Annotated in this window: 27 protein-coding genes, 5 tRNA genes, 1 rRNA gene and 1 pseudogene; 6 read left to right on the forward strand and 28 right to left on the reverse strand. The window is 42.1% G+C overall.

Annotation, left to right across the window (positions count from 1 at the left end):
• The 21 genes and pseudogenes from CSV74_RS08020 to acpS all read right to left on the reverse strand — a co-directional run.
• Nucleotides 1-64, reverse strand: a 16S ribosomal RNA gene (locus CSV74_RS08020); the annotation flags it as partial.
• A gap of 140 nt (nt 65-204) precedes the next feature.
• Nucleotides 205-278, reverse strand: a tRNA-Gly gene (locus tag CSV74_RS08025).
• A gap of 38 nt (nt 279-316) precedes the next feature.
• A tRNA-Leu gene (locus CSV74_RS08030) sits at nt 317-403 on the reverse strand.
• Between the two features lie 78 nt (nt 404-481).
• Nucleotides 482-557, reverse strand: a tRNA-Lys gene (locus CSV74_RS08035).
• A 72-nt stretch (nt 558-629) separates the two neighbouring features.
• Nucleotides 630-704 (reverse strand) — tRNA-Gln (locus CSV74_RS08040).
• A gap of 52 nt (nt 705-756) precedes the next feature.
• Nucleotides 757-828 (reverse strand) — tRNA-Glu (locus CSV74_RS08045).
• A gap of 257 nt (nt 829-1,085) precedes the next feature.
• Nucleotides 1,086-1,538 (reverse strand): SprT family protein, encoded by a 453-nt coding sequence (locus CSV74_RS08050; protein ID WP_099691294.1) that lies wholly within the window; start codon nt 1,536-1,538, stop codon nt 1,086-1,088.
• 14 nt (nt 1,539-1,552) lie between these two features.
• Nucleotides 1,553-3,694 (reverse strand): Tex family protein, encoded by a 2,142-nt coding sequence (locus tag CSV74_RS08055; RefSeq protein ID WP_099691382.1) that lies wholly within the window; start codon nt 3,692-3,694, stop codon nt 1,553-1,555.
• A 112-nt stretch (nt 3,695-3,806) separates the two neighbouring features.
• A complete protein-coding gene (locus tag CSV74_RS08060; protein ID WP_099669849.1) occupies nt 3,807-4,403 on the reverse strand; it encodes a PP2C family serine/threonine-protein phosphatase in 597 nt (198 codons plus the stop codon).
• Complete coding sequence (gene sigB / locus CSV74_RS08065) at nt 4,403-5,188, reverse strand: RNA polymerase sigma factor SigB (protein WP_029054715.1); 786 nt, start codon at nt 5,186-5,188, stop codon at nt 4,403-4,405. The genes CSV74_RS08060 and sigB overlap by 1 nt, the downstream gene beginning before the upstream one ends.
• A complete protein-coding gene (gene rsbW / locus CSV74_RS08070; RefSeq protein WP_029054716.1) occupies nt 5,163-5,636 on the reverse strand; it encodes an anti-sigma B factor RsbW in 474 nt (157 codons plus the stop codon). The genes sigB and rsbW overlap by 26 nt, the downstream gene beginning before the upstream one ends.
• A pseudogene (locus CSV74_RS08075) lies at nt 5,623-5,966 on the reverse strand (STAS domain-containing protein). Before CSV74_RS08075 ends, rsbW begins: the two are co-directional and overlap by 14 nt.
• Before the next feature lie 102 nt (nt 5,967-6,068).
• Nucleotides 6,069-7,073 carry a PP2C family protein-serine/threonine phosphatase gene (locus tag CSV74_RS08080; protein WP_199170331.1) on the reverse strand — a complete coding sequence of 335 codons (1,005 nt, stop codon included), beginning with the start codon at nt 7,071-7,073 and terminating at the stop codon, nt 6,069-6,071.
• A gap of 13 nt (nt 7,074-7,086) precedes the next feature.
• A complete protein-coding gene (locus CSV74_RS08085; RefSeq protein WP_029054719.1) occupies nt 7,087-7,488 on the reverse strand; it encodes an anti-sigma regulatory factor in 402 nt (133 codons plus the stop codon).
• 2 nt (nt 7,489-7,490) lie between these two features.
• Complete coding sequence (locus CSV74_RS08090) at nt 7,491-7,853, reverse strand: STAS domain-containing protein (RefSeq protein ID WP_083034138.1); 363 nt, start codon at nt 7,851-7,853, stop codon at nt 7,491-7,493.
• A 1-nt stretch (nt 7,854) separates the two neighbouring features.
• Entirely contained in the window at nt 7,855-8,682 is an 828-nt protein-coding gene (locus CSV74_RS08095; RefSeq protein WP_099691295.1) for an RsbT co-antagonist protein RsbRA, read from the reverse strand.
• A 186-nt stretch (nt 8,683-8,868) separates the two neighbouring features.
• The gene (locus tag CSV74_RS08100) at nt 8,869-9,219 is read right to left on the reverse strand and encodes a type II toxin-antitoxin system PemK/MazF family toxin (protein WP_029054722.1); all 351 of its coding nucleotides are present in this window, start codon (nt 9,217-9,219) and stop codon (nt 8,869-8,871) included.
• A gap of 4 nt (nt 9,220-9,223) precedes the next feature.
• Entirely contained in the window at nt 9,224-9,529 is a 306-nt protein-coding gene (locus CSV74_RS17085; protein WP_029054723.1) for a hypothetical protein, read from the reverse strand.
• Nucleotides 9,530-9,684: 155 nt separating this feature from the next.
• Nucleotides 9,685-10,797 carry an alanine racemase gene (gene alr / locus CSV74_RS08110; RefSeq protein WP_029054724.1) on the reverse strand — a complete coding sequence of 371 codons (1,113 nt, stop codon included), beginning with the start codon at nt 10,795-10,797 and terminating at the stop codon, nt 9,685-9,687.
• A gap of 87 nt (nt 10,798-10,884) precedes the next feature.
• Complete coding sequence (locus CSV74_RS08115) at nt 10,885-11,919, reverse strand: LolA family protein (protein WP_099669853.1); 1,035 nt, start codon at nt 11,917-11,919, stop codon at nt 10,885-10,887.
• A gap of 95 nt (nt 11,920-12,014) precedes the next feature.
• Nucleotides 12,015-12,371 (reverse strand): holo-ACP synthase, encoded by a 357-nt coding sequence (acpS, locus tag CSV74_RS08120; RefSeq protein WP_099691296.1) that lies wholly within the window; start codon nt 12,369-12,371, stop codon nt 12,015-12,017.
• A 68-nt stretch (nt 12,372-12,439) separates the two neighbouring features.
• Between acpS and CSV74_RS08125 the strand changes: the two genes are divergently transcribed.
• Entirely contained in the window at nt 12,440-13,045 is a 606-nt protein-coding gene (locus CSV74_RS08125; RefSeq protein ID WP_029054727.1) for a rhomboid family intramembrane serine protease, read from the forward strand.
• Nucleotides 13,046-13,234: 189 nt separating this feature from the next.
• Here CSV74_RS08125 and CSV74_RS08130 read toward each other — a convergent pair whose 3' ends face one another.
• From CSV74_RS08130 to CSV74_RS08155, 6 genes are all read right to left on the reverse strand, one after another.
• The gene (locus tag CSV74_RS08130; RefSeq protein WP_099691297.1) at nt 13,235-14,770 is read right to left on the reverse strand and encodes a PH domain-containing protein; all 1,536 of its coding nucleotides are present in this window, start codon (nt 14,768-14,770) and stop codon (nt 13,235-13,237) included.
• Nucleotides 14,763-15,242, reverse strand: a complete 480-nt coding sequence (locus tag CSV74_RS08135; RefSeq protein ID WP_099691298.1) for a PH domain-containing protein — start codon at nt 15,240-15,242, stop codon at nt 14,763-14,765. The genes CSV74_RS08130 and CSV74_RS08135 overlap by 8 nt, the downstream gene beginning before the upstream one ends.
• Before the next feature lie 138 nt (nt 15,243-15,380).
• Complete coding sequence (gene cshA, locus CSV74_RS08140; protein ID WP_099691299.1) at nt 15,381-16,901, reverse strand: degradosome RNA helicase CshA; 1,521 nt, start codon at nt 16,899-16,901, stop codon at nt 15,381-15,383.
• Nucleotides 16,902-17,330: 429 nt separating this feature from the next.
• Nucleotides 17,331-18,023 (reverse strand): alpha/beta hydrolase, encoded by a 693-nt coding sequence (locus CSV74_RS08145; protein ID WP_099691300.1) that lies wholly within the window; start codon nt 18,021-18,023, stop codon nt 17,331-17,333.
• Nucleotides 18,020-19,390 (reverse strand): UDP-N-acetylmuramoyl-tripeptide--D-alanyl-D-alanine ligase, encoded by a 1,371-nt coding sequence (locus CSV74_RS08150; protein ID WP_199170332.1) that lies wholly within the window; start codon nt 19,388-19,390, stop codon nt 18,020-18,022. The genes CSV74_RS08145 and CSV74_RS08150 overlap by 4 nt, the downstream gene beginning before the upstream one ends.
• Before the next feature lie 14 nt (nt 19,391-19,404).
• Nucleotides 19,405-20,466 (reverse strand): D-alanine--D-alanine ligase, encoded by a 1,062-nt coding sequence (locus CSV74_RS08155; RefSeq protein WP_099691302.1) that lies wholly within the window; start codon nt 20,464-20,466, stop codon nt 19,405-19,407.
• Between the two features lie 217 nt (nt 20,467-20,683).
• On the opposite strand from CSV74_RS08155, the gene CSV74_RS08160 reads away from it, so the two are divergent.
• Both CSV74_RS08160 and CSV74_RS08165 read left to right on the forward strand, forming a co-directional pair.
• A complete protein-coding gene (locus CSV74_RS08160) occupies nt 20,684-21,868 on the forward strand; it encodes an FtsW/RodA/SpoVE family cell cycle protein (RefSeq protein ID WP_099691303.1) in 1,185 nt (394 codons plus the stop codon).
• Between the two features lie 73 nt (nt 21,869-21,941).
• Nucleotides 21,942-22,286: a zinc ribbon domain-containing protein YjdM gene (locus tag CSV74_RS08165; protein ID WP_099691304.1), complete on the forward strand. Its 345-nt coding sequence runs from the start codon at nt 21,942-21,944 to the stop codon at nt 22,284-22,286.
• 69 nt (nt 22,287-22,355) lie between these two features.
• On the opposite strand, the gene CSV74_RS16625 is transcribed toward CSV74_RS08165, so the two are convergent.
• Complete coding sequence (locus CSV74_RS16625) at nt 22,356-22,505, reverse strand: Lmo0850 family protein (RefSeq protein ID WP_158231774.1); 150 nt, start codon at nt 22,503-22,505, stop codon at nt 22,356-22,358.
• 231 nt (nt 22,506-22,736) lie between these two features.
• On the opposite strand from CSV74_RS16625, the gene CSV74_RS08170 reads away from it, so the two are divergent.
• From CSV74_RS08170 to CSV74_RS08180, 3 genes are read left to right on the forward strand one after another with little or no spacing between them, the layout of a single operon-like run.
• Nucleotides 22,737-23,066, forward strand: coding sequence for a metal-sensitive transcriptional regulator (locus tag CSV74_RS08170; protein WP_099691305.1), 330 nt, complete (start codon nt 22,737-22,739; stop codon nt 23,064-23,066).
• Nucleotides 23,067-23,077: 11 nt separating this feature from the next.
• Nucleotides 23,078-23,287 carry a copper chaperone CopZ gene (gene copZ / locus CSV74_RS08175; RefSeq protein WP_099638249.1) on the forward strand — a complete coding sequence of 70 codons (210 nt, stop codon included), beginning with the start codon at nt 23,078-23,080 and terminating at the stop codon, nt 23,285-23,287.
• Nucleotides 23,288-23,307: 20 nt separating this feature from the next.
• Entirely contained in the window at nt 23,308-25,713 is a 2,406-nt protein-coding gene (locus CSV74_RS08180; RefSeq protein ID WP_099691306.1) for a heavy metal translocating P-type ATPase, read from the forward strand.
• Nucleotides 25,714-26,227 lie beyond the last annotated feature (514 nt).

Below are 26,227 nucleotides of genomic sequence, written 5' to 3' on the forward strand. Positions count from 1 at the left end.
CGACTTGCATGTATTAGGCATGCCGCCAGCGTTCGTCCTGAGCCAGGATCAAACTCTCCATAAGAGAAATTCGATTAGCTCGAGTTTCATTTGCTGGCATCAATTAAGATACTCATTTTGTTTATGTCATCGTTAAATGCATAAACTGTATTTCGTTAACGTTTTGCTGTTCAGTTTTCAAGGTTCATTTATTCTTTAAAATAATGGAGCGGGTAGGGAGAATCGAACTCCCATCATCAGCTTGGAAGGCTGAGGTTTTACCACTAAACTATACCCGCGTATAAGTTGTAATTAAATTGTAACGGTTGAGAATGTTTGGTGCGGTAAAGAGGATTTGAACCTCCACGGGGTTAACCCCCACTAGGCCCTCAACCTAGCGCGTCTGCCATTCCGCCACTACCGCTTTGTTTCAGCGACAATTACTAGTATACACCTTCAGTTTAATAAGTCAAGAACTTTCTTGAATTCTTTTTAAAATGAATGGTGAGCCGTACAGGATTCGAACCTGTGACCCTCTGATTAAAAGTCAGATGCTCTACCAACTGAGCTAACGGCTCATGTTAAAATGAAAGGAACAATTTGTCCCAAATACCTTTGATCTCTCTAAAGCATGTACCACGCAATAGAAATGGCTGGGGTAGCTGGATTCGAACCAACGAGTGACGGAGTCAAAGTCCGTTGCCTTACCGCTTGGCTATACCCCATCAATGATAACTCGCTATCAAATCTTCAGGGATTTGTTCATTTTATTAAAAGTGACCCCTACGGGATTCGAACCCGTGATACCGCCGTGAAAGGGCGGTGTCTTAACCGCTTGACCAAGGGGCCTTAATGGTAATGTCGGTTCAGCAAGCGAATGGTTTGTTGCGCTTGTCTTAGTCGACTTTTACTATTATAGACAGGGTGTTGCCGTTCGTCAACCTTTTTGGACAATCTTTTTTAAATAACTTTTCAATATGCCTTAAAACGTTGATATGACAACCTTTCCGTTTATAATTTTTATAAGCTACAAAGCCGTCTTTCACTTCTTTTTATCAAATTGTATAAAAGGCATCCAATCATTATGATTGAATGCCTTTCACGCTTTACTTCACTTTCGAGATCTCCCCTGCACATTTTCCACAGCGATACTTCGTGCAATCCATTCTTCTGCGCCTAGGATAATCCAGCCCGCAAGCCGTACAACGATATAGATGGATGATTGTACTTTTCGCTCTACGTTCCGTAAGCGGTTTGCAATGACGGGGTGAATTCGTCTCTTTCAGTAGCTGTTTAAAATCTGAATCTCCATGTTTATACCCCTTCCCTTCTATATGAAGGTGATAATGGCATAGTTCATGTTTAATGATCCCGATCAATTCTTCTTCATCATGAAGCTTAATAACCAATGGGTTGATCTCTATAAAATGATTACTTAACTTATAGCGACCACCCGTCGTCCGCAGCCTACTATTAAAAATTGCTTGATGGACAAACGGCTTATGGAAGATTTCCAATGAGATCTGCTCAACCAGCTGTTGTAATTGTTCTTCTGACATGCTGATTCTCTCCTTTATTTCTTAAGAGGAAGCATAGATAATGCGATACGCCCTTTTTGGCGATCGACGGAATCAATCCATACTGTAACAATATCACCGGATGCAACTACGTCTAATGGATGCTTTACATAACCATTTTTCATTTTGGAGATGTGTACTAGCCCATCTTCTGAAACGCCAATGTCTACAAATGCACCGAAATCTACTACGTTGCGCACTGTTCCTTGCATTTCCATTCCTTCATATACATCTTTGATATCAAGTACATCCGCTTTCAATAAAGGTTGCGGATAATCATCTCGCGGGTCGCGATTCGGACGCTGTAAAGTTTGTATAATATCTTGCAATGTTATTTCTCCTACGTCTAGCTGCGCAGCAAGTTGAGGGATATCGACGTGTTCGAGAGCAGCTGTTGCTTTTTCTGTTCCAAGCTGTGATTTGTCGAGTTGCAACTCTTTCAATACTGCTTCTGCCACTTTATAACTCTCTGGGTGAATGCCTGTCGAGTCGAAGCGGTCTTTTGATTCTGGTATACGTAAGAAGCCAATTGCCTGTTCGTAAGTTTTCGCGCCGAGTCTCGGTACTTTTTTCAGTTCTGTACGTTTTGTGAACTTACCTGCTTCATCTCTTGCTTTAACAATGTTCTCCGCAACGGCTTTTGACAGACCTGAAACATACTGTAACAGCGAAGATGAAGCGGTATTGACATTAACCCCCACTCGGTTCACCGCTGTTTCCACAACAAACGAAAGTGATTCGGTCAGATTCTTTTTCGCTACGTCGTGCTGGTATTGTCCCACACCAATAGATTCGGGATCGATTTTCACAAGTTCAGACAACGGATCCTGCAGTCTTCGTGCGATGGATACCGCACTTCTTTGCTCTACCTGCAGGTCTGGGAACTCTTCTCGTGCTTTTGCAGATGCTGAGTACACACTCGCGCCTGCTTCATTGACAATTACGTAGGAAACCGGCTCCGCCACTTCTTTTATTAGATCGACGATGAACTTTTCTGTCTCACGGGATGCAGTTCCGTTACCAATCGCAATAATGGATATCGGATATTTCTTCAATAAATCGCGTATTACTTTTTTTGATGCTTCTTTTTGTGGCTTTGGTGGATGAGGATAGATGACAGAGATATCATGTAACTTTCCTGTTTCATCCACTACCGCAAGTTTACATCCTGTTCTAAATGCCGGATCTACACCAAGTACTGTTCTACCTTTTAATGGCGGTTGTAATAGAAGGCTACGAAGGTTTTCCGAAAACACGTGAATTGCCTGCGTTTCTGCTTTTTCGGTTAAAGTCGTTCGTACTTCTCTTTCTATTGAAGGAGCAATTAATCGTTTAAAAGAATCCTCTAACGCTTCTCTTATATACGTTGCGGATGAAGTAGGATGTCGCTTTAGATACACACGCTCGAGATCACCAATGATGCGATCTGCTGGGAAACCTACCCCCACACGCAATACATCTTCTTTTTCTCCCCGATTAATAGCTAACACGCGGTGAGGCACGATTTTACTGAGTGGCTCTTCATATTCATAGTAGTTTTCAAAAACTTTTCGTTCATCTTCCGCACCTTTTTTAATAGTGGCTGTTAATTTCCCAGATGCCCATGTGATTTTACGAATCTTCTCCCGTATTGTTGCGTCTTCTGATACTCTCTCCGCAATGATGAACTTAGCCCCTTCTAACGCATCCTCTATTGTAAGGATTTCTTTTTCAAGATTGATATAGGCTTGTGCTGCAGATTGAATGTTCTCGGATGTCTGTTGCATTAATTGGTCAGCGAGAGGTTCCAAGCCATTTTCAATCGCAATCATTGCCTTCGTACGTCGTTTCTGTTTATAAGGGCGATACAAGTCCTCAATTCGCTGCAATACGGTTGCACGTTCGATCTCTGCCTTTAACGTATCATCCAGCTTTCCTTGTTCATCGATTAAGCGCAGAACTTCTTCTTTTCGCTGTTCAAGCGACTTTATATAGTGATAGGCATCTTCAATATCCTTGATTTGTACTTCGTCGAGCGAACCTGTTGCTTCCTTCCGGTAACGCGCAATAAAAGGTACAGTGTTGCCTTCTTCCAATAGCGCGATGACACTTGCCGTTTGGGGCTTACTGATTCCTGCACGACTTGCTGTTGCTTCCATAAGATCTTTTGACAATTCAATCACCCTTTCTCCTTTCCATATAATAGCATGTTTCCAATACGCTTTCCTTCTGCAACCATTTATTTTCAAGCACAAAAAAAGCCGCTTCAACCTAATGAAGCAGGCTAGCTGCGATGAATGTTGCATCATCATCATCCTCAATCGTCCGTTCAACCTTTTTATACAATTGATACGGAGTAGAGCTTTCTTGTAAGTACTTTTTAGGACTTCGCAAATTCACACCATCAGAATGAAGAAAGAACCGGTCATTCTTATTATAAGGATACCTTTGTGTTCGAGGCGATTGTGGTCGTCCGGACAGATAACCCATTACTGGTAAAGGATAAATCATCTGACCATTTGATTGCAGTATATAGATCCGGATGTTACCGACACAACTATATTCTATAGTTTGCTGTTTAAAGTACACTTTTACAATCCCTACTGCCGCACCGCGTTTATGCAACATCTGTTTATTGCAACGCAGTAACAAATCGTCAGGTGATTCATGATGATACATCTTTAAGACTTGTGGAATTATTTCAGCCGATTCTTTTGCTTCTGTTCCACTGCCTAAGCCATCTGCAATAGCACAAATGAAATAATCTTCTTCTGAATGAATGTAGTATGCATCCCCAGAATCTTTATTACCTTTTTTGGACTGTTGATATATATATGCCTCTACATAGTCATTCTCAAAAGTCTCCACTAATTTGCACCACCACTTGTTAGGATTACTTCTTGTAACTTCTTAATTGCTTTGCGTTGCAGTCTTGAAACGTGCATTTGGGAAATATCCAGTAATTCTCCAGCTTCTTTCTGGCTCATCTGATCGATATATGTATACTGGATAATTTGACGTTCGCGTTCACTTAAAACGTTCAGTGCATTCAAAACAAGCATACGCTGATCTGTCTTTTCAAAACCGCCATCAGTTTCACCAATGATATCAAGCAGTGTAATGGTTCCACCTTCTGAATCCGCGTCCAGTGTATGGTCAATCGACAGCGCTTGGTAACTTCTGCCCATTTCCATCGCTTCAAGTACTAATTCTTCGTCGGTACCAAGATATTCTGCTATTTCATAGACCATTGGCGAACGCTGAAATTCAGTCGTTAACGTTTCAACAGCCGCTTTTATCTTCGGCCCTAACTCTTTGATTCGTCTCGGTACGTGAACTGCCCAGGTTTTATCACGAAGGAATCGCTTAATTTCCCCGATGATTGTCGGTACGGCAAACGCTTCGAAGTTCCGTCCTTGCTCAGGATCATATCTCCGAATTGCTCCTAATAGTCCGAGCATTCCCGCCTGCACAATATCTTCATGATGAGATTGCCCACGGGAATATTTGCGCGCGATGGAGTGTACTAGTCGCTCATAATGCAGGACTAGTTGTGTTTGCGCATGGTCGTCATTATTCTCTTGATATTCATGTATCCATTTAATGACTTGCTCTTTTGTCTCACTGTCACGAGAAGACTGTTGATTTGACATGGTCCTCTCCCCGCTCTCTGCCCAAATATTTGGTCATGAAAACAATGACACCCTCCCCATGGTCAACTTTGACTTCATCCATTAATGTTTCCATCAAGTAAAGTCCTAAGCCACCTTCTCTAAGAGGTGAATCCTCATTCCAATCTTGATATGGGCCGACTTTTTTCTTTGTTTCTTCAAAGTCGAAGCTTTGACCATGATCTGTCACAACAATTTCCAGGCGATCTTTATAAAGGGCACACCCCAAAATCACTTCACCTGTTTTTTCATCATTATACGCGTGTTGCACAGCATTTGTCACTGCTTCACTTGCCGCGATCTTCAAATCTTCAATTTCGTCATATGTGAATCCAATACGACTTGCAAGACCTGATATAGCTAAACGAGCTACACCTACATATTGGGCTTTTGCCGGAACCTTTATTTCAATGTAATCAAACGCTTGCATTATCTTCGCCACCTTTAGATTGTTCAATCTCCATAATGTCACTGAGGCCCGTAATTTCAAACAATCGGTAAAGGCGTTGGTTTAGTCCTTTAATAACTAATTTCCCGTTATGCGCTTTTACTTCTTTATAGAATCCGACAAATATGCCTAAGCCTGTACTGTCCATATAATTTACTTCAGATAAGTCTAATTCCACTTCGATTCCTTCTACTAACTCTAAAGTAGCCAAATGTTCTTTCAATTTTGGCGCTGTATATATATATCGATTTCTCCGATAACTTTAAAATTATGTACGAGATCTTTATCAACTTGCTCAACTTGTAAATTCATTTCGCCACCCCGATCGCTTTCTCTATTTTCTATGAATGTATAGCATAGTTATATCCACTACACACTCATTGTTTTATACCCATTCTTAGACTTCTTAAACCTTCAATTTGTTTTTTTCAAAATCACAAGTGTGAAGTCATCGTGCAGTTCATAATTCTGCATTTTAGATAGCTCATTAAATAAATAGTCAACCATTGCTTGTGCACTTTCCGAACGTACTTCGTGCAATAGATTCTCTATAACATCCATTTCAATGAAGCCTTTATCTGTTCTAGTTTCCGTTACACCATCCGTCATAATCGCAATAAAGTCATTTTCTTCGAGACGCACAGTACGTTCTTCATACACCGCTTCTGCTTGAACGCCAAGTAACAGACCTTTACTTTCTAGCAAACTGTACGAATCTTCAGAAGCACGATAAAACAGAGCAGGCTCATGCCCAGCTGAAGAATAACGGAATACCGAGTTTTCTGTATCGTATTTTCCATAAAACATAGAAATGAACATAGAATCAGCAATGCTTTGCTCCACCATTTTATTGATAAAGCTTAATACTTCAAAAGGACTTCTTTTCTCATACCGCAAGCTATCCATGCCAAACTTCACCATGGACATATGCATAGCTGCAGACATGCCTTTGCCGATAATATCGGCAACCGCCAAGCAAACTTCTTGTTCAGTTTCTTTTAGAAAGTATACATAATCACCGTTCATTTGCTTCGATGGCTTGGAGATCCAACCTATATCCAGACCCTCCAACATAGGAGTTGTTGTTTGTAGCAAAGTACTTTGTACTCTCACCGCAATATCCATCTCTGTTTGAATGACTTCTTGTTTGCGGATTAAGCTCTGGTGTTCTTTTAACGCTAGTCCATAATGAATCATCATTTCAATTAAAAAATCGAAAGATACGCTGACATCGGCCGGCATATCTTTAATCAGTTCTTCAATAGACGTTTTATGAATACTGATGACATCTTCCGGCGCGATATTCTTTTCTATGAAGCTGCGGCTGAATTGCTGTCCCAAATAGAGAGCTTCTTCCCCTTTGGAGTGCAGATAATTCTCCAGCATTTGCTTATACTGCCTACCCGCCTCTTGTGGCAATACCCTTCAACTCCTAGTGCAACCATTTAGTCGCTGTAATAGTGGTACCTACACCCACTTCTGTTTCTACACGAAAATCATCCATCAATCGTTTGACTCCAGGCATTCCTGCACCTAGCCCTCCCGATGTCGTGTATCCATCTGTCATAACTTTTTGTAAATCAGAAATTCCCGGTCCTTCATCGGTAGCGGTAATTAGTAATCCCACCCGTACACCTACTGTAATAGGCACAATTTCGATTCGACCTTTTCCCGCGTAAAGATATATGTTTCTTGCTAATTCACTAATGGCAGTCGTAATTCTAGCTTGGTCGACTGTCCCAAAACCCGTACTTTTCGCCTCATTACGTCCTAATTGTCTAGCAGCAACAATATCCCATTCTGTCTTGATCTCTATAGAAGACCTGTGTTCCATGGTCAGGCCTCCAATTCTCTAGTCAATTTCTCTAGCCCATTCTCTAGATCTAATGCAGTTGTCACGTTCTCTAAACGGATGCCTAATTCAATTAGCGTGATAGCTACAGATGGTTGAATACCTGTTATAACAACTTTCGCACCCATTAGACTTGTCATATGAATAACATCCCCAAGTACTTTAGCGATGAATGAATCAATAAAGTCGATTGGCGTCAAATCAATCACAACGCCTCGTGCAGACGTTTTATGCAGTTGATTCAATAAATCTTCTTGGAATTGTAATGCTGTCTGATCATCAAGCTCTACTTGAATAGATACAATCAATGTGTCTTTTAGCTTTAGAATTGGGATTCGCATCTTCATACTACATTTCCTCCTCCACAATTGTTCGACCTGTCATTTCCAGCGCCTTTTGCATACCTCTGCGTAACGTGCTAGTCGTCGAGAAATCTGTAAGATTAATGCCAAGCGTTACAATAGTTTGCGCAATTTCCGGACGAATACCTACTAGCATACATTTTGCACCTACTAAACGAACAGCATCTGCCGCCTGGATAATATGGTGTGCAACCATCGTGTCTACTACTGGGACGCCTGTAATATCAAGTAATACAACTTCAGCGCGCTGCTTGACAACGCCCTCCAATAAATTCTCCATGATCAATTTCGCACGTTCCGTATCGATTGTACCGACTAACGGCATGACAGATATCTTGTCGAAAACAGGAATTAATGAAGCCGATAGTTCTTGCAATGCAATCTTCTGCAAGATATCCGTACGTTCCCACTTTGTGGAATATTCTTCAATAATGCTTTCTCTTAACGGATTGATCCAGTTCGAGAAGATGTTAATCCCTTCGCGTAAGTTAGACTCTTGTAAAATCCCCGTTTCAAAGAATAGATTATATACGACAGAAGAAAACGTATCAATTGCCCGATTGATGAATTTAATGGACCATCCAAAATGAATGATTTTTTCCGTGAACTCATCCAAACGTTCCTTGTCCACTGTATCGCGGTACGTTAGATTGGATGTCATCAGTTCTGTAAACTCTCTACTAGTTGTTGCTACTACAGGCGCTGGCATTAATTCCAGAAAACGTTCATCTGCGTTCTCTTTCATCTCTTCTACCCAACGCGTCGTAATTGTATCTATATTTTCAACTATACCTTTTCTCATGACTTCGTTCATCGTTATTTGTTCCTCCCTACATCTTCAGTTATCTCCATTGTATCGAATTTCGCTGCAAACTACATGTATTTTGTCGTTTTTTTCGAATTTACTATAAAAAAAACACTATAACCAATTGGCTATAGTGTTTCAAGCAGCCATTAGTTACTGGCGCCATCTGCAATAAAATTTGTTGGAATATGTATGCTAAAATTTAATAAGTCCGAAGCTTACTTGTAACGCTTCGTCGACTTGTTTCATTAACGCATCGTCTAAGTGAGTTATTTTGTCTGTAAGCCTTGACTTGTCGATTGTGCGGACTTGCTCGAGCAGGATGACTGAATCCCGCTCGAATCCATGCCGGGCCGCAGTAATTTCGACATGTGTCGGCAATTTTGCTTTTTGAATTTGTGCAGTAATGGCTGCTACAATCACTGTGGGACTGAATCGGTTACCAATATCATTTTGGATGATCAGTACCGGCCTAGTCCCACCCTGTTCAGAACCGACTACAGGTGACAAATCTGCAAAAAAGACGTCTCCGCGTTTAATTGCCAACTTTTCATCCTCCGCTGACGCAACGTTCTACGGTATGCTGAGCTTCAAATTCCGCATATAAACATTCTGCCGCTATGTTGAGGTTGATTTGCGACATTTCCACATAACCTCTTATCATGGCTTCACGTAATAAGGAAGCTTCACCATGTTCGATATGTTTCACATCTGTCGTATAAACGAAATCTTCTTGCACTTGCTCCCATTGAAAGATTGCGTCTTCATTTTGCTGTTGCAATCTGGTTGAGGCTATACTAAGTATTCTTTTATCGTTTTTATCCGTACGCAAATCGAGCACCTCCGACAAACCCATCCCTCTATTTCTATATCAATTCTATCTTACCACTTATATTGGAATATGAAAAGACAAGGTTTGAAGTGTTTTGACAAGAAATACTAGTTTCGTCAGTAGAATGTCGAATTGAATGATCGTTGCGTCATATATTCCAATAGATAGTTTCGACTTTTTTACGTATAGACTCTCGGTATCCGTGTAGAAAATGTTACAGCTATTTCATAGGGTATCGTGTTTAAGCGTTCAGACCATTCTTCTATAGCTATTTCTTCTTTGCCTTGTTTACCGATCAGTACCACCTTTTCCCCTTCAGGATATTCACGAGGTAATCGGATCATGCATTGGTCCATGCAAATGGTGCCAACAATCGGTACCCTCTTGCCGTCAATTAGTACTTCCTGACCTGTAAGCGAACGCTTTAAACCATCCGCATAGCCCACCGGTAATGTACCGATCCATTCTCCTTCAACAGCCTCATACGTACCACCATAGCTAATCGCCTCACCAGCAGTCATCTGTTTCACGTAAGTTAATTCAGTTTCAAGCGCTAATGCTCGCTTAAGTTTAAATGGTAGCTGCTTTGCCACAGTATCAGACGGCGGTATTCCGTATAAACTTATGCCAAAACGGACAGCATCTAGTGCATATTCAGGAAACAACAATGCCCCCGCGCTATTGGACGCATGAATAAGACGCGGTTTTTCAGGCAAACAATTTACTAGGCGCATGAATCGCTCAAACTGTCGCCGTGTTGGTTCTCGATCTTCTTCATCTGCACGTGCGAAATGTGTGAATACACCATCAATAGATAGATCGGACTGTTGAATACACTTCACCAATTGAGCAAGCTCTTCTTCAGTCCGTACTCCAATTCTACCCATTCCGCTGTCGATTTTTACATGAATCCTGCATTTATTATCAAATGGTTGTTGAGCAATCACTTGTTTTACCCAACTCTCACTCGTGACCGTTAATATAATGCGATGTTGTGCTGCTACTGCCGCAAATGATACCGGTGAAAGTCCCAGCACGAGTATATCCGCTGTCGGCTGTGTTTTCCTGAGCGTCATAGCTTCATCCGGAGTAGCAACAGCGAACATTTCTGCTCCCGCTTGTAATGCAACGGAAGCAGCCTGCGCGACTCCATGACCATATCCATCTGATTTGACGACCGCGATCAACTTAGTTTTTTTAGGTAAATAAGAAATAAGCTGTTCTGCATTGTGTTTAATAGCCGCCGTGTTAATAACCGCTCGCGTTGGCCGATATTGTGTTTCGTTGAACATTTCCTTCCACCTCGTTATAGGATAGACTGTAGCATGCAATAATTATCTATCCAAAGGCACAGTCTAGTCAATTGATTCAGCCGTTGATTACTTCGATTCAGTTGCTGTCATTGAATTCGCTACAGTGATCAGTTCTTCCTTGCTTAACATGTCAGATGCAACAAAGAACGCCATGCCATTTGCTTCCCAGTGGATGGATTGTTCTGTCAATGCCGCTACTGCGAATCCTAGATCAACCGGATCACCTTCTATGGATACAGGCATTTCATTCAATGGCTTTTCAGCCGGTTCTTGAATTACAACATATTCCTTATCCCCACTGAATGTCATAATAACACGCTGACCATTCTCAATTTCCACACTCTTTTCTTCTGACAATGTAGTACCTTGTAAATTAGCAACCGGATAGTACGTTTGTTGATTTACCTTAGCCTGTTCTTCCCCATCACCTTCTGTTGCTTCTTCATCAGAATCCGCTTTATCGCCGTCTGCTTTCGGTTTATCCATTTCCACTTTATATTCAGCAACTTTATGCTCTACACCCAATGCAATTTTATCGAACTTAATGGAGATCTTTTCTTCACCTGCTTCATCATGGATCGTCACCTTATTTGGTAACAAAGTCTTTTTATCGATATGAATTTTCTGAGTTGGTAAAAGTGACTTATGATTATTGCGTGTCGCCGTTTCAAAGATATACTCTTTTTCCTTTTCTTCCATTACTGCCGCCTTGTCTGCCTTAATATCTTCAGCAAGCGTTCCGATCAGATACCCCTGACTGTTTTGTGCCGGCCAGTCACTTTGGAATTTGTAGGTTTTGCCGAGTGACGGTGTAATGACGAATACGCCTTCTTCGTTACGAACGATCATTTGTGACTCTTCATTCCCCGATTGTGTCACATTTACTTTGTAAAACTCCGGCTTAGTATGCCATACTTCCACATTGTACACCCGAGGCTCTGAACCTGTTTTGATTTCCATCGAAGCATTTAACTCGTAGCCTTTTGTTTCATTCCACTTATTACTAAGTTTCTTCATGACATCTTCTTTGGAGGGTTTACCGCATCCTCCTAGTACTAACATAACTGCGATGACTGTTAACAAGATAATTTTTTTCCGCATTCTTTTCATCCTTTCTCCAATCAATTCGGGTAGCTTATCTTATGAGAGGGATGAATCGATTATGCGAGCTTGTTTTAAATTCTAATTAGATGCTTTCAGAGTTCCACTAAGACCACTTGTGCAGCAGCTACTGTTTGGGTATGTGTAATGCTAACGAACCCCTGAACCAGCTGACTATGAAAGTACAGTACAGGACGACCACTTGCTTCTGAAATGACTTCGATGTCCAGAAAACTGCAATCTGCTCCTATTCCAGTACCTCGCGCTTTAGAGAATGCCTCTTTGGCGGCAAACCGGCCTGCCAAGTATTCGATTTTACGGGGGCCACTTAGTGTTTCATATACATGTAGTTCTCTTTCGGACAATATCCGTTCTCTGAATTTGGTGTTGCGGCCATCCAAACGGGCTACACGGTCCAATTCCACGATGTCTAATCCAATTCCTTGAATCAAAATGAACAACTCCTTTCCCTTCAAGTTAAATAATATGTATAATCAGTACAGAAGATTGAGGTGAAACCATGTTTATACGAACGGAAAATTTTTCACAATATGTTCGCGCCTATCCCGTCGTGACATTTTTGCTTGCCTTAAATATCGGGATATTTATCTACACATTGATTCCCGGTATTGGTAATCAACTCTTTTTATTCGGCCTGGGAGATAACTTCCTCATTGCGAATGGAGAGTATTGGCGCTTAATAACCCCGATGTTTTTGCATGGCGGTTTTATGCACTTACTATTTAACATGTTCTCGCTTTTCGTTTTCGGACCAGAGCTTGAGAAAATCGCGGGGAAAGCACGGTTTATTACAGTGTATATGTTAGCCGGCTTATTCGGCGATATCGCAACATACTTCGTGCAGCCTGCTGCTTATACGCACGTCGGTGCAAGTGGTGCGATTTTCGGTGTGTTCGGTGCGTTTGGTGCACTTGTGTATTACACGAAGCATGCGTTTCCGCAGTTGAGACAAGTTATTTTGCCGATTATCGTCATTAGTGTTGTGATGACGTTTGTAGGAACGAATATCAACGTGACTGCGCACATAGCCGGGCTGCTTACAGGCTTCCTGATTGGGCTGAGCTTCTTCAATCCGAAGAACATCGTCAGTTGGCGAAAGAAATAGTGTGATGCAAAGTCAGACGAGGATGATCCTTGTCTGACTTTTTGAATTATAATGAAATAGTGAGAGAATTAGTGGGCACAAGAGGTGTTTCATTCAAGCCGGAGACGTTTTCCAAAGCGTAGATCTCATACCTTTTGTCCCCTCTCTGCCAGCCATTCTACTTCATTAAGCCCCAAAAGCCAGACAAGATTAGTTGTCTGGCTCTGTTTGTAATTCTGTGCTTTCCGCGTGAAATTCATACCAAGATAGGAACTTTTCTGCGTCCTCCTGAGGCATGTGACGAATGGATGGAGCGTCCAATGTCATTCCGGATTTGACATTGGACGTAATGGTCGCAACCTTTTTCCTGCGATGAAAATAATTCTGATCTAACTCCATCGATTGAATCCGATTTTTCTCCGTAAACACCGTCTGCCGGCTGATTGTGCGAAAACGCATCGTCAACTGCTTCGGCAAGATGGTATAGGCTGCTGTTTTGTATTGCCAAATACCGTGTAATCCTACCAATGGTAACAGTAGTAACGTCAGCAAGCCGTATGGGAAAAAGTTGTACGAGACAATTGCTATCGGGATAAGTGTCACCAATAACTTAAAACGATAGTAGAAACGTTTCCCTCTTCCACCAATTCTTTCCGTAGGTTCACTGAAATCTATATTTGGAAATAGTTCCTGTAACGGTTCAATGATGCGGTTTCGTTTCGCTAGCGGGAAAAGTTTGATTCGAGAACCTTCCCCCACTCCCCCAGCACTGTTGATGATGACCGCTCCATAGCCGAATAGTTGACGGAGAGGATTTTCAGTGATCGTGATATTTTGTACTCGTTTCAACGGCACAGTAACTCTTTTTTTCTCGAGCAACCCTCGCGTGATGACTAAATCATCTTTCTCACGCATGACCTTGAAATCATAATTTGCAAGAAATGTCATCGCAACGGATAGTATCCAAACGATAAGAAAACCGAGTGCTACTAAAATCGCAATGACGAATACACCGATACGGATGAACGATTTCAGCTCTCCGAACAACCAATCGTACGGAATGAGTTCTTCGATTTGCGATAAAAATACGATTGCACCCGATAAAATAACCCCGATCCCACCTGAAGTTGTCGCAAGCATAAGCAAGTCACCTGTCGTCATGGAGAAAATTACTGGCGCTGGTTGTTGTGCTACCCGAACTTCTTCCTCCGGGTCTCTAATCAATTGCCACTCTGTTTGATCAAATATTATCGGCTCCGGACCTAGTACTTTTACTTTTTTCGCCTGCTTGATTTCTTTTTCAATCTGTTGCGCCGCTTCTTTCGTGATGGCAGTTAATTCAGCCTCGGCATCTTTACCTGAAGATGAGCCTGCTGTTTCTATTTTGACTTTCACCAACTGGAACGGTCGGTGAAAAATACCTTCTGTGTAATCCAGACTTTGAATACGATCGAATGGAATGTAACGCTTTTTCCGCACAAACAAACCCGATACGATGCGCAATTCTTGATCCTCAAACCAGTAATCAAAACGGCGCCATTTTACAATACCCGAAACTAACGTGAATACGATCAGCACGCCGAATAAAATCAACGACCAATACTGGATATACCATGGAGCTGTACTTTCTCCTTTGAAACCATTCACGAAAACCAAAATCACGAATGGACCAATCAATTCTTTCAGCGTGTTCGCAGTCTCAACGACAGCAGATATCCAATGAAGTTTATAACGTGGTTCAGACATCGTCTTTCGCCACCCTTGCAAACGTGGATATACGGTTGCGTAGTTCATCTGCCTCTTCCGTCACGAGCGCAGGAATGGAATGATTAGTCGCTGCAGTAGAGATCGTGATGGAAGCTAGACCGTACTTACGTAAAATCGGTCCTTCTGCTGTATCCACGTGCTGAACGCGGACCATCGGAATGAGTGTGCGATTGACGATGAATAATCCGTGTTGAAGCTCAATTTCCGCTTCACGTACTTCATAACGCCAGCGTTGCCAACGAATTTTCGGGAATAAGTAAATCGATAAAAATGCATGTAATAGTATAACTACTGTAACGACGATCATAATCCAAATTGGCCAGTCAAAAAAGTACGATAAAAAACCTAATCCGACTGCTACTGCCAGTATGATCACACTTTGAATCGTTCCATACAATCTCCAAACAGTTAACCCTTTTCTGGAAATTTGATTTGAAGGTTGTTGCCTCACAGATCCACCTCTTTTCAGATTTCTACTTATACTTATTAAACTATCATGAAAATATTTCACTCTAGTCGATCATATCATATTCACGACAAAAAAATCCGGGCTGCTATAATGCAGACCCGGATTTTATATTTTCTATTCTTATCGCTCTGAACGGTTACTGCTGTTACGTCTTGAACCGCCATCTCTTCTTGCGCCATCGCGAGGTCCGCTGCTACGTCTTGAACCGCCGCCAGAACCGCCACCACTGAAGCTTCTGCTGCGTCCGCCTTGTGAACGTCCGCCGCTGCGGTTGCCACCTTTATAGCCTCCACCTGAACGGGATGAAGAAGGTCTGCGTGAAGGTAATGGGCGCTCTTCTGTAATGCTTACAGGTGTTTCATCAATATTTTTAGTCAATGATTTAAGAGCTGCCGCCACAATTTCTTTCGCATCATGTTTCTCAAGCAATTGCGCTGCTAATCCAGCATAGTCCTCTGAATTTTTTTGGTCAATTACTTCTACTAGTGAATCCACTGCATTTTTCTTCTGTTCAAGCAATGCTTCATCAGAAGTTGGTGGACGTAGGGGAGTCATACGCTTCTTAGTCGTTTCCTCAACGATGCGAAGGTAACCCATTTCACGTGGCGTTACGAATGTAACAGCCACTCCACTTTTACCAGCACGGCCAGTACGGCCGATACGGTGAACATAGCTCTCTGGATCTTGCGGAATGTCAAAGTTGTAAACATGTGTTACGCCCGAGATATCCAATCCACGTGCAGCTACGTCTGTTGCTACAAGTACATCGATTTTATTGTCTTTAAACTGACGCAAAACTGACATACGTTTTGCTTGTGTCAAGTCACCGTGGATTCCTTCAGCAATATAGCCGCGAATACTTAGTGCATGAGCCAACTCATCTACCCGGCGCTTAGTGCGTCCGAATACGATAGCCAATTCAGGCTGTTGAACGTTCAACAATCTTGATAACACATCAAATTTCTCACGTTCATGAGATTTTACGAAGAACTGTTCAATGTTCTCAACAGTCATTTCTTTGGATTTAATTTTAACTACTTCTGGGTTTTTCATGAAAGTTTCTGCAATTTTACGGATTGGAGCTGGCATAGTTGCTGAGAATAGCAGCGTCTGGCGCTCAGCCGGTACGCTTGCAAGAATTGTATTGATATCTTCGATGAACCCCATGTTCAACATTTCATCCGCTTCATCCAAAACAAGTGTTTGAACGTGATCAAGCTTCAATGTTTTACGGTTGATATGGTCCAAAATACGTCCCGGTGTACCGACAACAATATTTGGATTATTACGAAGTGCACGGATTTGACGTCCGATTTCTTGACCGCCATAAACGGAAAGAACTTTCGCGCGGCTACCGTAGCCTACTTTATAAATTTCTTCTGATACTTGGATTGCCAATTCACGAGTTGGTGCGATGACCAACGCTTGAACTGCAGTGCTCTTTGGATCCAATTTTTCAATAATTGGAATACCGAATGCTGCCGTTTTACCAGTACCTGTTTGTGCTTGCCCGATTACGTCGCGGCCTTCCATACCAAAAGTAATTGTTCCCTCTTGGATTGGAGTTGCCTCTTCAAACCCCATGCGTAGCAAAGCCTTTTGTGTCGTTTCATTAATATTCAATTCTGAAAACTTCGTCAAAATATTCAATCTCCTTTATTTCTCCATTTGACAATTGGTTACATCTGCAAATGAAAGCGCGGCAAATTCGAGCCATGTACTTTGAAAATTGGGAGCGTTTCCGATATATCCATCTCTGGTTTATAAAAAGAATCTTCTAGAAGGATTCTTGTGGTCGAGAGAAGTCATATCAATTACACTTATCGTAATTGCGTCCAGATTTTTATACAGCACAATGTAAAATCTGTGACATACAAGGAAAGCTCGGTCCTTGCCGAGCGGTGAAAACAGCAAGTCATTGCTAGTTTGCCTACTAATCACCGTTTTATTCAAAAAAAAGTACTCTCCGTAAAATAAAACGGAAGAGTGCCGTGTAAATGTATCCAATTCCTTTTATCATTCTACCATGGCTTACACAAGACTGCAACGAATCCGCTTAAGTTCCATTAATCAGTCTTCATCCATGAACTTCAGTACTTTTGCGAACCATACGTGGCGATCTTTGCTATAACAAATATGATGTTTGCCATGTTCGGAATAAATCAGATGTTTTTCTTTTGACCCTAGTTGTTCGTACAACAAGTCTGCTGTGAATGCAGGAACGATGCCATCTTGCTTCCCCTGCACGATACAAACAGGAGTTTTGACTTGATGGTGATACGGTCGCACTAAGCGAACGACACGTAAAAACTCTAGGGCCATACGAACTGGTGTATGTGTCAGCTTATAGTTATACAGATGATAGAACGAGTTGGGAGGATAAGCTTTACGCTTTAGGGACCTCATCATGATTCTCGCGTCTTCCAATAAAATACGTGGATTAATATATTTCGCCGCAGCACTTAATAAGATAAGCTTTTTTATCGGATAGCGCATGGCCAAATACATGGCGATCAAGCCGCCCATGGAGAAGCCGACAACTATGACGTCATCTACTTCTTTTTCTAGTCTTCTTAACTCTAATTCAGCGATCATCATCCATGACTTGGCTGAGCCTCTTAGTACGCCCGGATCCATTTCATGCCCCGGTAACACAGGCACTACTACTTTCCAATGGGTATGATTTTCTAGAAATCGTTTAAACGGAGCGACTTCAAAAGGACCGCCCGTGAATCCGTGAATGATGAGGACGCCTGTCGTCACAATTCTTCCTCAGTGAGCAACTCTACGATCCGTTCTAGCTTCATTCCCCTAGATCCTTTGAAAAGCACCACTGTCTGATCCGTTAGTTTTGGGCGCAACGCATCTGCAAGCAATTCGGCATCATTCGCTGTCCACATGATATCTATAGGATGATTTTTCAACTGATCCGACAACCACTTCATACGATGCCCAAACAACGCGATACCTTTTAGGTCCATTTTTTTCAGTTCGTCCGCCAACTCTTCGTGATAGCGCTGTTCATTAGTGCCAAGCTCGAGCATATCACCTAGAACAAGCCATTTGTTTTCTTTAACGAATGTACCCTCGATAAAACGGAATGCTGCACGCATGGAAGTAGGTGCTGCATTGTATGCATCATTAATAATTAATGAACCGTTTTTTCCCGCAACAGGTTGCATACGCATATTCGTTAAGGTTGTTTCACTTAATGATTCTTCGATTTGCTGTTCCGTCAGACCCAACTCTGTTGCGATCGCAATCGCAGCCAGTGCATTCTTCACCTGATGAGAACCGTATACAGGAATCGTGAAGTGAGCTTCGAGTTTACCAACTACAGTAAACGAGCTACCTTTATCGGTAGATGTAATTTGCTGCGCAGTCAGATCTGCTTGATCGTAGCCGAATGACATGCTACGTAAATCGGATTGTCGATTGACTAATCCTTGTAATAACGGCTCGTCGCCGTCGTACAGCAACATACCCTCATTTACCAGACCATCGATGATTTCAAACTTCGCCTTTGCAATGCCTTCACGAGAACCGAGGTCTTGCATATGTGCCTCACCGATATTGGTTATGACAGCAAACTGTGGTTTAGCAAGCGTTGACAAGAAAGAGATTTCTCCAAAGCCGCTCATCCCCATTTCAAGGATCGCAACTTCCGTGTCGTCTTCAACAGACAGTAAAGTCAGCGGCAAGCCGAGTTCATTATTGAAGTTACCTTCTGTTTTTTTCACCTTGCGATAAGGTGACAGGACGCCCGCAATCAGATCTTTTGTCGATGTTTTACCATTCGACCCTGTGACTCCAATGACAGTACACGTCAATTCACTTCGGTAGCTACGGGCCATTTGCTGCAATGCAAGCTCTGAATCCTCGACGAACAGCAGCGGAATATCGGCTGGCGGATTCGGTTCATCTTTCAGCCAAAGTGCCGCAATTGCACCTTGTTCAATTGCCCCTTTGACGTATTGATGTCCATTTACTTGTTCTCCTCTAAATGGGATAAACAAGTCACCCGCTTGCACATTCCGTGAATCGATGCAGACACCTGTCACTTGTTGGTTCGCGATATGCTGTCCTTCTGCTTGAAGCCATTGCTGGATCGTTACTAGATTTCGTTTCACGTTACTTCCTCCACTCAGTCCATCGTATATTGTAGTTGCTGTTTTTCCGTATGCCGTTCTACTGCCAGTTCAATTAGCTGATCAATTAATTCAGGATAAGTCAGTCCAGACTTCTGCCACAGTAACGGGAACATACTAGTTGGCGTAAAGCCAGGTAATGTATTCACTTCATTGATCCATACTTCATCGTCTGCTGTCACAAAAAAGTCTGCTCGGACGAGTCCTGAACAGTCTAGAACTTTAAATGCACGGATTGCCATGTCTTTCATATGCTCTGCAACGGTATCCGGCATTTCAGCCGGAATAGATAACTCCGTGCTTTGATCTTTATATTTTGCTTCATAATCGTAAAAATCTGCAACCGGACGAATTTCCCCTGCTACTGATACCTTAGGATGGTCGTTACCGAGAACCGCCATTTCAATTTCACGTGCCACAATGCCTTGTTCAACAATAATTTTGCGGTCAAATTTCAATGCCAGTTCAACCGCTTTTTCGAGCGATTCACGATCATCCGCTTTACTGATTCCGACACTTGATCCAAGATTAGCTGGTTTGACGAACATTGGATAAGATAATTCTTGTTCCGCCTGATCTAATAATTGCTCTGCGTGCTTTTTCCACGTACTGCGAATAAAGTGGACATATGCAACTTGCTTCAAACCTGCTTGAGCGAATAATTGTTTCATCACGACTTTATCCATGCCTGCTGAAGAAGCAAGAACTCCGTTACCTGCGTATGGAATATTTAACACTTCAAACAACCCTTGTACTGTTCCGTCTTCTCCGTTCGTTCCATGAAGTAGCGGCAAAATGACGTCGGGCATATCCCCTTGTAAAAAACTTTCAATATGATCAGGCTTTGGTTGTTCACTTTTCAGACGTAATGCCTCAATATTTGAAACTGGTCCAGTTAACGGATCGCCTTTCAACCATTCACCTTGCATAGTAATATAGATTGGCAGTACTTCATATTTATCTAAATCTAGCGCCTCTGTTACTGCACGCGCTGTAGAAAGCGACACTTCATGCTCTGCGGATTTCCCGCCGTATACTAAACCTAACCGTTTTTTCATGTAATCTCCTCACATTCCGTAGTTTTCATTCATACAGTTTACCATGAACGGAGCCAATTCATGAATGAAAAACCCACGTTCTTCATTCTTTTTACTTCTCGTAGAAACCAATCATTTCACAACTCGTCTAGTAATGGGTGTACTTCTTAAAAAGTTTTGCGATATAATAGGTGATTATAGTAAGAGAATACTAGCTTAAGAAAAGGTGAGTTCATAATTGAAACAAACAAACAGGCTAGGTGAACGATTTGACTGGACACTTGCCTTTATCATTTTGCTTTTCGCGATTGTCAGTTTTTTCGTCATTGGATCTGCTCAAACCTCTGAGCAATATACACAGAACTTCGTTTTAAAACAAGTGAGATGGTATATACTCGGTTCTTTCATCGTAGCGATGGTCATGTATTTTGAACCCGATCAGTATAAAAAGTTCGCTTGGTATTTTTATGGCTTTGGTATTTTCTTGTTGGTCTTTCTTATGTTAGCGCCCGGTGGTCCGGGGCAAATTGCAGAAATGCGCTACAGCGCAAAACGTTGGTTGCATTTGCCTGTCATTGGGACAATCCAACCTGCCGAATTCATTAAGACATTCTTTATTATCGGACTTGCCAAGTTGGTCAGCACGCATAACGAACGCTCGTTAAGCAGGACATATACGACAGATTTACTATTGCTCGGTAAAATTGCGCTGATGCTTGTCGTTCCGTTGTTTCTCATCATGAAGCAACCCGATCTCGGAACTTCACTCGTCTTCATTTCTATTACTGCTGCCATCGTCATCGTTTCTGGCATATCATGGAAAATACTCGTGCCCGTCTTTTCATTTGGAGCGGCAGCCGCAGGAGGCATTCTGTGGATGTCACTGTTCGCACAAGATCTGCTCGACAAATTCGGTTTTTCACCTTATCAGTTTAAACGTGTCTATTCTTGGCTCGACCCATACTCTTACCCGACAGATGAAGGGTATAACTTGATTAATGCGATGACCGCAATAGGCTCAGGACAACTGACAGGTAAAGGTTTTCTAGAACGCGTTGTATACATCCCTGAGAATCACACGGACTTTATCTTCAGTGTAATAGGAGAAGAGTATGGTTTTATCGGTGCTTGCTTAGTGATCACACTGTATTTCATTTTAATTTACCACTTAACGAAAGTTGCTTTATCATTGCATGATACGTTCAGCGTATATGTTTGTACTGGCGTCATTGCGATGATCACGTTCCACGTATTTGAAAATATTGGAATGAATATTCAGCTGTTACCTATTACAGGTATCCCTCTCCCATTCATAAGTTATGGGGGAAGTTCTTTATTTAGTAATATGCTGGCAATCGGCTTAATTTTCAGCATGAAGTTCCATCAGCGAACGTATTTATTCGATGCGGATGACAGTGACTAAATGTAAATGAATACCGACTCCCTTTCCGAACATTCACAACTTGTGTAGAATGTATAGGAAAGGGGGTTTTTTAATGTCAACTTTACCAAATTGTCCAAAATGCCAATCCGAATACACTTATGAAAATGGAAACCTTCTCGTTTGCCCTGAATGTGCATATGAATGGACACTTGGATCGATGGAAGAATCCGATCAACCAGGTATGCCGGAGATCAAGGACGCAAATGGCAATGTGTTGCAGAATGGAGATTCTGTGACGGTCATTAAAGATTTGAAAGTAAAAGGAAGTTCCAACGCTTTGAAAATGGGGACGAAAGTGAAAAGCATTCGCTTAGTCGACGGTGACCATAATATCGATTGTAAGATTGATGGATTTGGCGCTATGCAACTAAAATCGGAGTTTGTTAAGAAAATTTAAAGCATAAACTAACGCGAAAAGCTCACCCTCGAATATATTCGGGGGTGAGCTTTTCGTATACTTTCTTATTTAATTAGCTTGAACGGGTGGTGCTTGTACGGCAGGCGCCAATGCTTGCAACATATCACTTCTGGATTTTGTGAGTTTTGCGGAAACACCAAGCTTTGCCAAATTGGAAATAATTGTCTTGAAATCCATCTCTTTAGCCACTTCTTCCACCTCAACCTTCCTAGTTAGTTATATAGACGTTTGATTGCTCGTGAAGTTCTAGATTTTAAAAGTTTCTTATGGTCTTTATTATACCACTTTAATTGCCTTTTAAATCTTTCATTTATGTAAAATTTTCATCTTTTACACAAGTTTTTATCCTCAATATGTAAAAACGAATGTTTTGACATACCCCCTATACGTATATTAAAGTGGATATATACGAAAGGTGGAGAATCACGAATGACGTTACTACCTGAAGATATTTCTCTAAATGAAGTGGAAACTTCTTGCCGTAAGAGTCATCATCCGGAAGAAATTAAGACGAACTTGACTCATCGCCTGAACCGTATCGAAGGTCAGATACGAGGTATAAAAGGTATGGTAGAGCGCGATGTTTATTGCGATGATATTATCACTCAACTTTCTGCTACACAATCCGCTTTAAACAGTGTGGCGAATGTTTTATTGGATGGACACTTAAAAGGCTGTGTGAAAAACAGGTTAGCTGAAGGTGACGAAGAAGTGTTAGACGAACTAGCTAAAACTATAGCTAAATTAATTAGAAAATAGGAGGAATTGTAATGACTACAACTACATTGAACGTAAAAGGTATGACATGTAATCACTGTGTACAAGCAGTAGAGGGAGCATTAACAGAATTATCGGGAGTGGAGCGTGCTTTGGTTGATTTGAAAGCGAATAGCGTAGCCGTGGAGTATGACGAATCCGTTGTAACCGTTGGACAAATGACAGAAGCCATTGAAGATCAAGGATATGACGTCGAAGCGTAACAAGAGAGGTGACCTGCATCATGAATGAGCAAAAAAGAGAGATTGCTATTACAGGCATGACCTGTGCCGCTTGTGCTAACCGCATCGAAAAAGGTTTGCAACGTATGGAAGGTGTTTCGACAGCTACCGTCAATTTTGCTACAGAAAAAGCGGCTGTTACATTTGATTCTAACCAAACCGGATTAACTGACGTGGAAGAACGAATTCGCAAGCTAGGTTATGATGTATTGATGGAAGAAGCGAACCTCAATATTAGCGGCATGACATGTGCTGCTTGTTCCGCACGGATTGAGAAAGTGTTGTCACGAATGCCTGGCGTTCAAAACGCCACCGTCAACTTAGCACTTGAAACAGCTCACGTAAGCTATGATCCTGCCGCTTTAGAATTGACAGATATTTTACAAAAAATCAAAAAGGTCGGTTATGAAGCAGTACCTCGTACAGAAGAGGCCGATAGTCAAACTGATCATCGTCAGAAAGATATTAATGACAAGACGCGCAAGCTAATTATTTCATCTATTCTTTCACTGCCGCTCTTATGGACCATGTTTGCACATTTTTCCTTCACTTCTTGGATGTATGTGCCTGAAATCTTTATGAATCCATATTTCCAGTGGATATTAGCAACACCTGTACAGTTTTGGATTGGCGCTACGTTCTATAAAGGCGCGTATGCAGCACTACGTAACGGCAGTGCCAATATGGATGTACTTGTTGTACTGGGTACGTCTGCCGCATATTTCTATTCCGTTTACCTTGTGTTGACAGGTTACGCATTGGATCACGGCTTATATTTCGAAACAAGCGCAGTATTGATTACATTGATTTTATTAGGTAAATTATTCGAGGCACGAGCAAAAGGTCGGTCTTCAGATGCAATCAAAAATCTTATGAAGTTGCAACCGCAAGTGGCTATCTTAGAGCGCAACGGAGAAACTGTGGAAATATCCATCCATGAAGTAACGCACGGAGACATTCTAGTCATTCGACCAGGAGCTTCTATTCCCGTAGATGGACTGGTATTATCCGGATCTTCCGCGGTAGATGAATCGATGCTAACGGGCGAAAGTTTACCTGTAGATAAACAACCAGGCAATGAAGTGTTTGCAGCTACCGTGAACGCTAATGGTTCATTACGGATAAAAGCATCGAATGTCGGCAAAGACACGATGCTTTCCACTATTATTCGCGTCGTAAAAGAAGCACAAGGTTCAAAGGCTCCAATTCAGAGACTAGCTGACCGGATATCCGGAGTGTTCGTACCTGTCGTCGTCGGGATTGCGGTCATTACGTTCCTCATATGGTATTTCGTAGTCACACCTGGTAATTTCGAAGCTTCTCTAACGAGCATGATTGCAGTTTTAGTCATCGCATGTCCTTGTGCACTCGGTCTTGCTACCCCTACTTCTATTATGGCCGGTTCAGGAAGGGCAGCGGAAGAAGGCGTGTTATTTAAAACTGCTGAAGCAATGGAACAAACCCGTTCCATTGATACCATTGTGTTTGATAAGACAGGAACAATTACAAAAGGTCATCCAGAATTAACAGATTTCCACGTTCGCAATGAAAAACAGCGTATGTCTTTGCTTTCCCTTGCTGCTGCGGCTGAAAGTGACTCCGAGCATCCCGTTGCAAAAGCCATTACGGCTCACGGATTACAACAGTTTTCTACATTGCCTACTGTGGAGTCATTCGAAGCGATTCCTGGTTACGGAATTCAAACAGTAATTGACGGACAAAATATTTTGCTAGGAACAAGAAATCTACTTTCTCACCATAATGTGGAATTTGATTCTACGATTGCTTCTGTAGAACAAATGGAAGGCGACGGCAAGACCGTTATGTTTATGGCAGTGGATGGTATACACGAAGCGATCATTGCAGTCGCAGATACAATTAAAGATACATCGAAGCAAGCAATAGCCGAGCTGCGTGCGATGGATCTTGATGTCATCATGTTAACGGGAGATCAGCATATGACAGCGCAAGCAATTGCACATACCGCAGGCATCGATCATGTCATTGCAGGCGTATTGCCAGACCGTAAAGCGGAGGTCATCCGCTCCTTACAAGCTGAGGGTAAGCGTGTAGCTATGGTCGGAGACGGTATTAACGATGCCCCCGCCCTTGCGGTAGCCGATATTGGTATGGCAATGGGGACTGGAACAGCGGTCGCGATGGAAGCCGCTGACGTGACGCTCATGCATGGTGATTTGTTGCGTGTAGTTGATACGGTGAAAATGAGTAAGTTGACGGTCCGGAATATAAAGCAGAACTTGTTCTGGGCGTTGGCGTATAACTCAATTGGTATTCCGATTGCGGCAGTCGGTTTGTTGGCCCCATGGCTAGCAGGCGCTGCGATGGCGTTTAGTTCGGTGTCTGTTGTGTTGAACGCTTTACGTTTGCAACGTGTGAAGTTGCATTAAGAAAAGTATTAAGCTGTCCTGGGAGTCATTCATGACTTCTTGGGGCAGTTTTTTCCTTGCTGGAGTTCTTGCCCTATAATATATAGGAAAGCTGGCAGTGGTGTCGGGGTGGGGATTTCTTATTGTTGTACATTAAAGTTAGGGGTGTAATTTGTTCTGAATTTGCTCATGAGGTTGAAACGCACTTGACCTTAACTAAGTTCAAAGACAACTGTAATGAAACACAATTGTTAGTGAGTAATCTGCGTCGTTGCACTTTGAAGTTAGGATTGAAGTGGAAGATAGCGGCGACTTCCGATGGATCAACGAGAGCCGTAGCTAAGCAGAGCTTTTGCGAGTAAAGTCGAAGCGTTAGAAGCTTGCACTTTGCTTTCATAAACTACAATTGGTAAGCCACGCCTATCGGAAAGTGTTCTCTGCTGGAGGTGCAATCCCCTCGTCGATACTAGCTCCCTATTCTCCGCTAATACTTGAATGCTGACCTTATTCATCGTACGATGAGAAAGAAACTATT

The sequence above is a fragment of the Sporosarcina sp. P19 genome (assembly GCF_002743165.1).
Taxonomy (GTDB): Bacteria; Bacillota; Bacilli; order Bacillales_A; family Planococcaceae; genus Sporosarcina; species Sporosarcina ureae.